This window comes from Cupriavidus sp. KK10 (genome assembly GCF_018223725.1).
GTDB lineage: Bacteria > Pseudomonadota > Gammaproteobacteria > Burkholderiales > Burkholderiaceae > Cupriavidus > Cupriavidus necator.
Window position 1 is genome coordinate 5,862,764 of record NZ_CP073677.1, and the last position, 12,189, is coordinate 5,874,952.

Below are 12,189 nucleotides of genomic sequence, written 5' to 3' on the forward strand. Positions count from 1 at the left end.
CGATTTAGTAAGACTTGGAGTCTACACACAAATCAAACTTAATCCGCGCAGCTGCGTCGAGCAGCGAACAGCGCGACTAGGCGCTTGTGAGCCGTGCGCAAAATGCGTACGGCGAATAGTATGAACGGAAAACTCCCAAGCCTGGCGCGGGTTTCCGGGCGAGAAAGTGGGGTCGTTTCACTATCCGGGCGAAATGCACCCTCGATTTCCCATCAAAACAAGTGAAATGACCCCACCTATTTTAACAAAGGTGGGGTCATTTCACTCTTTGGCGGACCGATGAAAAGCAGTCTAATGATGCATTTTAGAGTCGTGGGAACGGCAGCATCGTCTTGACTTTAATCCGTCCCCGCGAACACTCATACTCGCTCAACGCACCAAGCTTGTACATCGTATCGAGCGCTCGTCGAGCGTCGCGACCAAACTCCTTTACTTCCCTTCCCCAAATAGCGGCCAGGTCGGCCAGCCGATAGTCGAACTGTCTCGTGGCAAAGAACAGGTCAAATAGCGCAGTCTGCAGACCATCCGCAAGTCGATTGCGCGTTACCATCCACAAGAAGGAGTTCCTTTTCTCGGCGAGCGCCGACGCCGCCCGGCGGTCCATGGACACGGTAAACTTGCGCCTGTCCCATTCAACCGCACTCACAAAGCCAAAGGCACAACCGCGGTCGAGCGGATAATTGCGCAGGATAAACGTGCCGGTGCGCAGGTCGGCAACGGTATTACGCAACACTTCCACGTTCGCCGTGCAAACGTCGCGACCAATACCCTCAAGAAAGGTATTGGCGTGGAAGTCGAGCGTGACATCACCCAAGGCCCCTTCAGCAAGCTTTAGCAAGCCAAGCACGACCCTCTTATGAAACTGACCAAGCTGTGGCCCCTTGTATTGCACACTGCCGTCGCTAGAAACGTCGATGCTGTCAAAGCGCGCCACGGGGAACGTCTTGTCGACCATGCCGCACGGGGTTCCGAGGGAAAACACCGCACTGCGCAGCAGTGCTGGCATCATCAGACAGAATCCCTCGCGGGTCTTTGGGTAATAGCGGTACGCCTGCTCTTCGTTAAATCTGGCTTCCGCAAAAGAAATGAAGCGCTCGGCCTTCTTCATATGCAGCTTACTCCGGTGATTTGACAGAGCCGACAGATACCCCCCTTGACCCGATTCCGCAGACGGGAGCGCCGGCGACAACATATCCTGCGAGCCAGGCAGCCACATCCTCCTCACGCCAGCGCAGAAGTCGAGTTCCCGGGATGTGCAAGCGCGGTGGCACCGCGCGAGGGTTGCGTCGAATATCTTTCTTAATCGTTTCCGGGCTACGGCCAAGAAGAGCTGCAAGCTCGTGGAGGTCAAGGATTTTCATGGGTGTTCCGAAATGTTTTCAGGAACACGTGGGCTTGGCGAGCCGACACGTGCCGGTACGCGCCTCAAGGCGACATACCGGCTCGTGTAGATGGAAATGTTTAGCCTTTTGAGTTTCTCGCATGCCCGCCGCCCCAACACGACATGGTCTGGCCCACAGCAGAAGACAAGCTTTCTGATGGCCGGAACAATCGGAACCGTGCCTGACAATGACTCAGCTTGGGGAGCAACGCTACGATGCCTAACCAGCGAAGTCGATGGCTATGAGCTTCTAGGCCATCTCGATTGCACCAGCTTTCAAAAAGGGCTTGGAGGCTCTTCACGCTGTACGAATTGCTGAACTAGGGCTGAGCGAACGGCGGGAAAAAGGGCGAACTTCGCATACTCCGCGGGTGCTGCGCAAGTCGAATTACGCCAGAGAATACTGGTGGGACTACGCTTAATTAGGTCGCCTTTCGAGCCAATACTCGCACGCAGTCCTAGGTGGCGCGGCAGCACAGGAATTACAGCTATCAATGGCGCCGCCTCCGGCATTACAAACCCCTTGGGTCCCCTCTGAGGGGCTCACTTTTACCACCGTGTCCGGACCGTGGAGGATGTTGTTGCCGGCAATACACTCCCACGACTGCGTGCATGAGATGTTGACCTGGGCAAAATTCCGCGCCACCCATTTTCCCGGCTCTTTCTTGCCGACTATCTCCGTGGCACCCGCTGTAGAGCTGACTGAAAGGAATATAATGACCGAAATTACGAATGAGCCTACCGACGGGGCTTTTCCATCTGTAGCCAAGAATCTCTGCCAATTAATTACCATTTCATAACCTTTACGATTCGCAAAACGTGTATGAGAGCCTAAGGTAAAGCTGACTAATCGATATATGGTTTTCCGAGGGCTCAATCGAGAGCACTAGGTCCGCGTCGAGGCCTGGCGCTGCAAATAAATTCAAATTATCATCGTCTATTTTTAACACGGTTGCGAATAGAGATTTTTCCGCTTCGGAATCCGCTTGAGGCTCTGTTGCGCCGGTAGCGAGATACACAGTGGTTCGCCAGGTCATCAATTTCTTGCCATCATATCCAATGTGCCGGAACCCGTACCGGGTCCCTTTTGAAGTGATACGGGAGACACCGCTATGCCTCACAAGCACATCGATAGCATTCACGGGTGGGTTTTGAACTACCATGGAGTTTGCAGGAATATCGACGCGTAGCAAACGAAGCTCCTCAATACTTAGCCCTTGAAATTCCGGGCGTAACACGGGATTGAGCACGATGCTTTCGCCTCGTCCTAGCCGGACGCACTCATCGGTCGTAAGCGCGATAACCTTGCTTTGCGAATGCTCGATGGGATGTTGCTCTTCCAGATATCGATGAACTATCGATTCTGTGATATTCGCTAGGATGTTGTCGTACGCCTCCATTAAGGTCTCTATTTTCTCGAGAGTCAAGGGTATATTATTTGCCCGTGCCGAGGAAACAAGCTCCTCATAATGAAGTTCAACTAGCAAAGGCTCAGTGTACGGTTTAAGTAACCTGTATTCATAGGCCAAAGCAACCAAATACAGGTAGTACCGAAGTCTTCTATCGGCCGAAATTTCTGCTTCTCTAATCGCAGTGAGTACAGCGGAATTATGACCGCCCTCTGCCTCCCGGAGCGCGGTCACAGCGAGGTCGACTTGCCGTACGTGCTCGGAGATGGCTTGTACACTATCAATTGCGAATTGTTGAAGGTCTTGGAAGGCTGCGAACACCTCCTGTTTTGCGAGCAGCAAAGCTCTGGCGTTTGCGCTGTATTGCTGAAACTCTGGGTCTGCAGCCTCGTACTGTGCAAGGAGCTTGGCAGCAAGGTCGGTCGAGACTGTCGATTTACTCTTTTCCTCCAGGAACTCAGTTGCCTTGTCATAGACCTCTGCCGCGGCTTTTACTATCTTTCGCCCCCTCGACTCGTTCGCACCCGCGGGAACTTCGTTTATTGTCTTTTCTATGGAATCGAGCGTGGAAAAGTCGAGGCCATCGATGCCGTTTACAAGGTCATTTAATCCTTTAAGGCCTTCCGCGCCACTGAGATACGCCGCCCCCACGTTTTTGACGATTGACAAAATATCCTTGTTGTCTGCCATACCCTCTATTGCCGCCCCCATCATGGCGCCGGCGGGTTGAATGACTGGAATGAGAGTTAGTACCACTGCAACGATGTGCAAATGCTGCCTAGCACGCTCAGCTCTCTCCATTTGCTCCGCGTTGTGTTCCGCTAGGGCCTTAAGTGCCTGCTCGCGTAATAAAAGCTGTTGGTAAACTAATTCCTGAAGCGCGGATATTTCCGCGAGTCTGTGCTGAGCTAGAGGGATTTTGACGAGACGTATATTGTTGACATTTGCCTTGAACTCTTTTAATTTCTTGTTAGAATCATCCAATAACAGGTGCAACGTCGCCGCACGCTTATCTGCCCTCTCTATAGTTTCCCCGAGCCAGTAAGAAAGGTATTTCGCGTTTGCGACACGGCTTTTCTCTTCTCTGTATGCGCTTAGACTGACTTCGAGTGAAAGCAAAGGAATCCATCCCAACGGTTTCCCAAAATAATCCATGCCAAGCGCTAACTGTGCTAATCGATGGCGGGAGCGTCGGAGAAGATTGGATAGTTCCCCAGCATATTCACCGTTTGGGTATAGTTCCAAGAAGCGTGTGATTGTGTTCGCGCACGTGGAAAAGATGTCGTTCGCCTCGGGAAGCATTCGCGAGAAGAAGAGGTCCTCGCCATGAATAAGTAGCCAACTAAAACCACGAGGATGTACCCAAGCGAGTTCGTCATTCACTACGATTAAACTTCCGGGTGGACCTGCTATATTATGCGGCGTTTGAGCAGGAGGACCTGGCACTGCATCGTGGCGCTCCGAGTGGTTCTCAACCCAACCCGCGCCACAGTACACATGATAGGAAGGATTCGGCGTACCAACTGGGCCGGGGGTCAGCACGTCAATGTACGGAGTGCCAGGCAAACCACCGGAGTTGTCGACAATAGGACTCAGCTCTTCCTTGTTGATTTTGATGGCTCCGCCATTTCCGCCTTGTCCCGGCAAGCCCCCAGGAACCCCAGGTATCCCGTCACCCGGGAATTGTTTTTGCCCAACTGTTACCTGTCCTACTCCGAAGTGTCTCGTCTCAAAATAGACAATCGCGTATGGCATGTTCGGGTCGTCGGCAGGGACTGGAACGCCGCAGTGTCCTAGGTTCGGGTCATTATGCTCAACGAAGACTTTTCCATCATAGACTTCTTTTATTCCTACGGGAGGCATTGGCGTGCCTGGCGCAGGTGGAGTCCCCGCGCCACCTGGCTGCCCATTCGCACCGTTCGCGAGAAGCACTTTAGGAATTGTGGACAAACTGATGTCGATGGACCCGGCGAGGCAAGTGATATCTCCGGCAGAGAGCCCGGGACTTCCACCACTTGGTGTCCCATTATTGGCTGGTGCCGGTACGACGGTATTCGCAGGGGGTGTGCTCTCAATGCGCCCATCATTGATGAATTTGATGATGCGCGCGAAAATGACTACATTTGTTTGAGGCAGTCGGAACGGTGATTTAATAATTAAAGTGTCTGCAAATATCTTGACAGTTTTCAGATTTTTTCTTCCGTCATAATCTGCGTGCGGCGAAGTTCCGCTTTCTAGGATAACTTGAAATCCTGAGATTTCCACTTCAAAGAGAACGGCTGCGGATTCACCATTCAACTGTCCAATTTCAACGCTATGTTCGGAAATTTTGATTCGGCTGCCAATTGGCGTTGATGTTTCGCCGAATGGTTTTTTGAAGACCACCGGGTCTACTGCATTATCAGGGACGAGAGCCATTGTCTCCGTTTGGAGTACCATGGCAATTTCAGTTATGTGACCATTGGCCATTGCGGTAGGCTCCCTTAGCACAAGATTATACGTGTCTAACAAAGTACTTTAGGCCGTGCATGTGCTCCTTTCAAGGCTAAGCTTAAGGAATCCATCCCTCCGAGACGCCCCAGCCGCCCGTGTTACCTCGCTTGCCACTACCGGGCACATATTTTTTGATTTCCGAGGCACTGGCTAAAGCGATGTGGGTTGCACAACAATGGCATATCGTCAGTGCGTTGGCGGACGGATTTGGCGGTGTCTACAGGGATGCCACAAGCTGCGGCCATGAGCCGAGCGTTGAGCACTGGTGGAATATGGAGCAGGGCGACGAATGCGCCTGGGCTGTCTGTCAGATTTAGCATGAACAGGGTCCGACCGCCCGGGAATGCGTCTCATTGAGGAGACTCTCAGCCAGTACGACCATGCGGCCGACAGCGCCAGAAGAAGCAACTGTCGGAGCGCTGGCACGTCTTTGGCGATTATGGTAGAGGTCGGTGCAGCGCGACCTCTACAGCCTTTCTGGCGAGAAATTCCGAAGGGAAGTCGTATCAGCCGAGTAACGTCGAACAGGCGTGGCAGGCTCTGGAGTCGATGCTTAGCGCAGCGGGTGGTACGAACCTCAAACTGCGAAGGCTGGCTCTGCCAGCTTACGGAGCGACTTCGCGCTCTGCCAGAGTGGTTTGCTCGCGAAGCCTGAGGTGCTGCAACACCGCGGTGATGCCGCGCTGGCGGTTTGAGCCGGCGCTTTTGCGCCGGTGCCTTAGCACGGTCGCTATGCATCTGGCAGTTCTTCCGCAAACACGGCGCCCTCCTTCGTCATCTGGAAGAGCCAACTTCCGAGGGCAGCATTGTTATGAAGTCCCCCAAGCACACGCATTCTCGGAGGACCCGAGCGGTGACACCCTAATCGGGAGGCGTTCGGCTAGTTCGCAGAGGCTACCTCCTGAGTAAGCAGGTAGCCGGAGGCCAAGTTGGACGCCGACGCTTCAATCCAGAGTCAGCAGAAGCGATGCGCTAGAAGCGTAGTGCACCATGTATCGACAGATTCCATTAAATACCCTTGTTCTCGCCGCAATTCGAGCAGCGCGCGCCCTGCCCGCCTTTGCCATTGTTGGCCGGCAGCGTCATGGTGTGACTGCATCGCGAACACTTCCTTCCAGCGTTTCAAAAAATGTTTGCTCCCCACATCTGGGGCACATTTTTCCGGCCATTCGCAAGTCCTTTCAAAGGTATGTGTGTATATGTGATGTGTGGTATCGACCAAAGTTGACAAATCTTGAGTACCCCCCATGAAGTTGGGTACTGAACGGTTTTTTTGCAAGCAGTGGGTTGTAGTGAGCAACGCATCTTCGATGGCTGCAATCAACTCCCGGCACACTAGTGAACATGCTGCGGCGTAGCCGCTCGACGATGATGGATGAAGCGCGCCCCGCCGCCGGAAATGGAATGGCTGAGCGACAACGGCCCAGGCTACACGACGGAAAATACCAGGCGCATTCGCCTCGGCCATCGGTTTGAAGCCTCTGACCACGCCGGTGTGCAGTCAACGGAGCACAGCATGGCGGAGAGCTTTGTGACGACCATGAAGCGGGATTTAGACGGCCTTAATGCCCGAGCCACCCTCAGCACAGCCGGCGGACACAAAAGACAGAAGTAAGGGGAGCCCACGCTGCAACTGATGAAGGAACGCATCCTTCAGGCATCCTCCCCGCGGGCCATTTCCTCGCCTGACGCCGTTTGGTTACCCACAGAAAAGCCGCTACAGGGACCTACCCCAGCATGTATGCGTCCAGGTCCGCCTCATATTTCATGAGAAGCGTCTCATCCACGCTATAGGCGCGAGCTAGTTCGAGGCATCCGTTCCTGCCCGTAAAACCCAGAGGGCAGTCCCTCATGCTATTTTTCAGACTGCCCACCGAATCCGCTTGCGGGACGTCAGCCTAAACTAGCGCGCGGAGCAGCCTGTCGTACCCACCCTTCGCCCTGCAGCGCGCGCAACAGACTGTCCTCGGCGCGCCCGCCTACAGCAGACGTGATTGCACTCCAAGCCAGATAGACACTAGTGGACTTCATCCCCGACTCAGGCGCAGGGCCATAGTGACCAGCGCGCACAGATTGCACCGCTCGCTGCACAGCCGCTAGCGCATCCCCCAGTGGGTCTGCATCTGACTTACTGATGCTCGCCTCCGGCGGCGGCAGGTCTCTAACTCCACCAATTTCGCCAACCAGTTTCCATAGACGGGCAACCTGACCCGCATCAGCAGCCACGGAGCCCTCAAGAATTCGTTCGCTCGCCTCTCGCAGTAGGCTCAATGCTTCATCAATGCGCCAGTGGGGGTCCCACTCCCGCTCCTGTGCTTCCCGCTGTTTCTCCTCCATTGCACGCAAAGCGGGCTCAATGACGACACGCTCTACGTACTGGCGCTCCTCTGCCGTCAACGTCTTTGCCAGCAATGGGGGAATTTCCCGCGAGTCGACAGGCAAGCTCCCGACAAACGCTGAGACCGCGTAGCCATGTGTGTTGCCATTCTCGCCTTTTCGGACATAGCTGGAACGATAAAGGTTGACGCGGTTGCCTCGCTTCTTTGCATGCATGTGACACCTCCCGATGTCTAGTGAGTGATGCCACGTATAGGCGCGCGCGATACATCAGGTCGGCCCCACCGTTACGTGCCGAGTGCATGCGGAGCACTTTGCCTGCGCTAGTGGGCTACGCTTTCGGGTATCACTAAGGCACACAAGCGACGGAGCCCTCAGCCTTGGTCAGGACGGCTTCCGCAAACGCCTGGCCTGATGGCACCAAAGAACTGCTCCTTGGAGGACCAGCAGGCGGACGGCGCGGCGTGCAGCCGCGGGCATTGATGGCACGAATGGTTGCGTGCAGGAAGGGGCGGTCGACGTTGGTCGAACGATTATGGGAGAACAGTTGCTCGCGACCGGGCGCGGCAAGCGGGGGCGAAACCCCCGCCGCCCGCCCAGCGCGTGCGACATTGATGACACATGCGAGCGCGGCAGCGAGAGCATTGCATCCGGCGCGGGGTCCCCGCGCTGCGCCGGGAAAACATTTGCTTGCGCAGCGTGGGGCAGCCGACGATGAAACGGCACGCCGAAAGCACACTTGCGCTGCCGCCCGATGAGAGTACGGATGGCATCGAAAAAAGGGTTGTCGGGCGGCGGGGGTTTCGCACCGGCGCAGCCGGGCAGAAGGAACAATCGCTTTGAGGTACGTCGCGACGGAAGCGTCGGTGCCACGCGCCCCAAGCGCGTGAGGCTGGATGCGGGGAATAGACAGCTGCCCCCTGCCCTCATCCGGCCGCGCTACGAAGCATCGGGTGCACCAACATTTACCGGACGCAATGTGGTGTGCAGCTATTTATAGCTGGTTAGTACGGTGTTGCTACAGGAAGAACCACCACCTGTGCGCCCGACGAGGCGAACGACGACCCGGTGGCCTCGTAAACTCATATCCGGAGCAACACTATGCGCCAATCCTCGACGACACCGAACGCCGCCCCCGACGATGCCAACATCGGTATGCGCGCGGCACTCACAGCAGATTCCACGGACACACCTTCCGGTGACATGGCTACATCGCACCCGGTATCACGCGTCACGCCTGCTGATGACGCCGAGACAGCTGGGAGCGTATCTGCTCGACACACAGCCGGTAAGCGCGGAAGGCAGTCAGTTGACCGAGGTCTCGCCGCCACCATACCCACTAACTACCTTCGTCAGGCTATCCACCTACGCGCCCTCTCAATCGCGAATCGATTTCGCATCATTCGCACGATTGATGTCGCGCTCCATTGCTTTCCGGAACGCCCCTTCAAGGCCGCGCTGACAGCAGCACAAAATGCTATGCGCAAGCTCAAGAAAGAAAAGCTCTTGCTGCATTACCGTACAGACCGCTTCCAACATGTGTATGGACTTACTGTAGCCGGCGCTCGGTGGCTCGATGACCACGGCGTCGATGCGGCTGCGTCGGTTCGGCGCTGTGCAGATATGACAAATCCAGAGCATGCCCTCTGGATGCACTTCATCACTATCGCTTGCGAGGTGCGTGGATTAGCAGCGCACACTGAGTCCGAAGCGCTTCAAAACCTGAACAAAGGCCGCAAGGACGGCGAGCCGGTTAAACAAGGCTTCTTGGATGTCTCTGGGAAGAAACGCAGCCTTCTTCTTCGGCCCGATGTGCTTGCTTACGAGCCAGACGGTGTCACGTGGTTCGAAATCGACAGAAGCAAGCGAGGCGACGACCGCGAAGCGTCGCTCGTCGCTCTTGTTCAACGCATCGGAGGCAAGATTGCGACGGGACATGTCCTGCGTCGAGTGGTCGTACATGCAAAGACAGAGCGTATTCTGAAGCGGGCGTTGGCACTCGTACGCGCGCAAGTAGTAGCTTCGAACAGCCAACCACTGACCACTGGTTCGCGCGCATTCCATGAAATCGACGGTGGCATTTTTGAGGTGCGTGCCCTACTGGAACGTCGACATCCCGATGGCCGCACGAGTCTTGTCGAACAATGTGTCGGTCATGTCATCATTCAACTGCTCCCCACCTGGCTCCCGAAGGTCCGGCTTGACGCCAAAAACAAGCACCCTCTTACCGGATGGCTCGGGGAGAACTATCTGCCATACCGGCGCCCGAGCGCTTTCGGCCCGTGGCAGCCTGTCACCTCACCACTTCCTGACGTTGTCCGAAACCTGACTTCGTAGTGCTCGCTATACGAGGAGATGGACATCCATCGACAAACGATATCGAGGACATCTAAAAATGCAAGCATTTGGTAACGTAGCGACCGCGCCTGTTCGCAAGGAAACGAAAGCGTCCGGCAAGGGCTATTATGAATTTCGCGTCTGCGAAAGCCAGCGCGGCGCTGACAATGACCCGACCTGGTACACAGTGCGAATCATGAAAGATGTGGACCCCGGGCTGGCCAAAGGTGACTTCGTCAAGGTCACTGGGAAGCTGAAGACCGACTTCTATCTGTCGCGCGAGGGCAAGCCCACCGGCACGCTGCTCATCATCGCTTTTGAAGCGACAAAGATAGCCAAGCCGACGCAACAAGCTGCGGCCACGGCAGAGGCGGTGGTGGCCCAAGAGGGCTAGGAATTGATTTTGATTTCAGCCACCCGTTGACGGGTGGCTGCTTACTTACGTGGCTCGTTACCGAGTCAGCGAACTTGGGCACCATGAACCCTTGTCAAGCCGGAGTCGAAGTCAGGTATAGCGTGTCACGGCACGAAGCCTTCTGCGCGCGACGGGTGACCAAGAAGATAGTCACGCGCGTCGATGTGGTCTTTCGGGGCGCGAATTCGTCGGTACCGTCATCGTGGCGGGCAAACTTGCACACCAATTGCCCGAGCCGAGTCGCCGCAACAATCTAACTACGAGCACCGTGAGTCGGCAGTAAGCTAATGATGGCTTCGCCAGTTCGTGAAATATGAGAAGCAAGGACGCGCTGTGCGCCGCGCACGTTGCCAGCACGACACAAGCCAAGTATTTCTCGATGGTCGTCCTGGGACTCAGACTTGTACTCCGACCGCGTCCACAGCATACGCAGGTACGGCTCAAGCGCTACCCGAAGCCGTTCAAGCGTAGCGAGCGTCCGTGGCCTTTGCGCCTTGGCATATAGATGGCCGTGGAAGTCTACATTGAGCGCTAGCTGCTCCTCGAGGTTCTTAGCCTTTTCGAGCTGAGAAATAATCCGCTCCGCCTCTGCAAAGTCTGCGGCCGTCAGATTCGGAATCGCCTTCGTAATCAGCGTCGATTCCAACGTGACGCGCAACTCGACGATTTCACGTACATCGTCTTCTGACAAGCATGCGACGATTGCCCCACGTCTCGGCACAATTTCTACAACTCCCTCCTCACCAAGCAGCCGAAGCGCCTCACGTACGGTCACTTGGCTAACAGAGAACTGCTTCGCAATCGCGTCTTGTCGCAATGGCTCGCCTTGCTTGAAGACGCCACTAAATATCGCCTCGCGAAGTGCATCAGCCACCACATTTGAGATTGGCTGGCGCTTTTCCTGCACTGCTTGCGCCAACGAAGAAAGCTGCACCACGGGTTTACCCCCATCCAAGTTCCACACAACCAAATCTTGACACACTTCCTGGCGAGGCGTAAGTTCCCGATTACCGACTAACGATTATCGATAATCGTTAGTAGCGGACATTCCCTAACCATGACTCAGGATGAGCTCTAGCATGACCCTCAAACTTTCCGACTTCGACGCCATCACGTTTGACGTCTACGGTACTCTGATTGACTGGGAGCCCTCTATCGCCGACTTTCTTCTCCGCTGGGCTGCCGAGAACAATGTCACTGCCGACGCCGAGACGCTGGTGATGACCTTCGATGGCGCTCGAGCCTGTGTGCAGAAGGAGCGCCCCGCTCACCTCTACCCAGAGGTTCTGACCAAATGCTTCGACATCATTTGCGCCGAGTTCAAGGTGCCGGTCAACGTTGACCGCCGGCGCCAATTCGCCGCTAGCCCGCACACCTGGCCGGCTTTCGCAGATAGCCGCGATGGTCTCAAGCAACTGCAACAGTCGGCACGCATTGGCGCACTGAGCAACATCGACGTCGCCTCGCTCAACACTTCGTGCCGCATCCTGAACTTCGAGTTCGACGTGGTGGTAACCGCCCAGCGCGTAGGCGCCTACAAGCCGGACTGGCCCCACTTCGATACCGGCATCGGCGACCTGATGCGGCTCGGCGTCGCACGCGACCGCATTCTTCACGTGGGTCAAAGCCTGCGAGCAGACATCACGCCCGCCAACAAACTCGGCCTGCGCAGCGCCTGGATTAATCGCCCTGGCCGTCTGCTCGGCCTGTCTGGCGAAGGTGCCGCAGAGGCCTGTCCGGATTTGACGGTGTCGAGCCTCGCAGAACTGGTAGCGGTTCTGACAGGCACGAAGGAAGTCGACGCTCGATAGTCGTCC

Annotated in this window: 7 protein-coding genes and 1 pseudogene; 4 read left to right on the forward strand and 4 right to left on the reverse strand. The window is 55.8% G+C overall.

Features of this window, described 5'->3' with window-relative positions; translation table 11 throughout:
- Nucleotides 1-304: 304 nt before the first annotated feature.
- Both KB879_RS27315 and KB879_RS27320 read right to left on the reverse strand, forming a co-directional pair.
- Nucleotides 305-1,108, reverse strand: coding sequence for a hypothetical protein (locus KB879_RS27315; RefSeq protein ID WP_211980214.1), 804 nt, complete (start codon nucleotides 1,106-1,108; stop codon nucleotides 305-307).
- Between the two features lie 1,076 nt (nucleotides 1,109-2,184).
- Nucleotides 2,185-5,259, reverse strand: a complete 3,075-nt coding sequence (locus tag KB879_RS27320; RefSeq protein WP_211980215.1) for a hypothetical protein — start codon at nucleotides 5,257-5,259, stop codon at nucleotides 2,185-2,187.
- Between the two features lie 1,414 nt (nucleotides 5,260-6,673).
- Here KB879_RS27320 and KB879_RS27325 point away from each other — a divergent pair.
- Nucleotides 6,674-6,878: pseudogene (locus KB879_RS27325) on the forward strand (IS3 family transposase); the annotation flags it as partial.
- 298 nt (nucleotides 6,879-7,176) lie between these two features.
- Here the strand turns inward: KB879_RS27325 and KB879_RS27330 are convergent.
- On the reverse strand, nucleotides 7,177-7,836 hold the full coding sequence (locus KB879_RS27330; protein WP_211980216.1) for a hypothetical protein: 660 nt from the start codon (nucleotides 7,834-7,836) through the stop codon (nucleotides 7,177-7,179).
- Nucleotides 7,837-8,721: 885 nt separating this feature from the next.
- On the opposite strand from KB879_RS27330, the gene KB879_RS27335 reads away from it, so the two are divergent.
- Nucleotides 8,722-9,957 (forward strand): hypothetical protein, encoded by a 1,236-nt coding sequence (locus KB879_RS27335; RefSeq protein ID WP_211980217.1) that lies wholly within the window; start codon nucleotides 8,722-8,724, stop codon nucleotides 9,955-9,957.
- A gap of 58 nt (nucleotides 9,958-10,015) precedes the next feature.
- Nucleotides 10,016-10,351 carry a single-stranded DNA-binding protein gene (locus tag KB879_RS27340; protein ID WP_211980218.1) on the forward strand — a complete coding sequence of 112 codons (336 nt, stop codon included), beginning with the start codon at nucleotides 10,016-10,018 and terminating at the stop codon, nucleotides 10,349-10,351.
- 274 nt (nucleotides 10,352-10,625) lie between these two features.
- Here the strand turns inward: KB879_RS27340 and KB879_RS27345 are convergent, their stop codons facing one another.
- On the reverse strand, nucleotides 10,626-11,309 hold the full coding sequence (locus tag KB879_RS27345) for a GntR family transcriptional regulator (RefSeq protein WP_211980219.1): 684 nt from the start codon (nucleotides 11,307-11,309) through the stop codon (nucleotides 10,626-10,628).
- A gap of 142 nt (nucleotides 11,310-11,451) precedes the next feature.
- Between KB879_RS27345 and KB879_RS27350 the strand changes: the two genes are divergently transcribed.
- Nucleotides 11,452-12,183, forward strand: a complete 732-nt coding sequence (locus tag KB879_RS27350; RefSeq protein WP_211980220.1) for an HAD family hydrolase — start codon at nucleotides 11,452-11,454, stop codon at nucleotides 12,181-12,183.
- The last annotated feature ends 6 nt before the right edge of the window (nucleotides 12,184-12,189 follow it).

Excerpts from the sequence above, each read along its gene's own strand:
- KB879_RS27315 (WP_211980214.1), bottom strand. The coding sequence starts at position 1,108 with ATGAAGAAGGCCGAGCGCTTCATTTCTTTTGCGGAAGCCAGATTTAAC.
- KB879_RS27320 (WP_211980215.1), bottom strand. The coding sequence starts at position 5,259 with ATGGCCAATGGTCACATAACTGAAATTGCCATGGTACTCCAAACGGAG.
- KB879_RS27330 (WP_211980216.1), bottom strand. The coding sequence starts at position 7,836 with ATGCATGCAAAGAAGCGAGGCAACCGCGTCAACCTTTATCGTTCCAGC.
- KB879_RS27335 (WP_211980217.1), top strand. The coding sequence starts at position 8,722 with ATGCGCCAATCCTCGACGACACCGAACGCCGCCCCCGACGATGCCAAC.
- KB879_RS27340 (WP_211980218.1), top strand. The coding sequence starts at position 10,016 with ATGCAAGCATTTGGTAACGTAGCGACCGCGCCTGTTCGCAAGGAAACG.
- KB879_RS27350 (WP_211980220.1), top strand. The coding sequence starts at position 11,452 with ATGACCCTCAAACTTTCCGACTTCGACGCCATCACGTTTGACGTCTAC.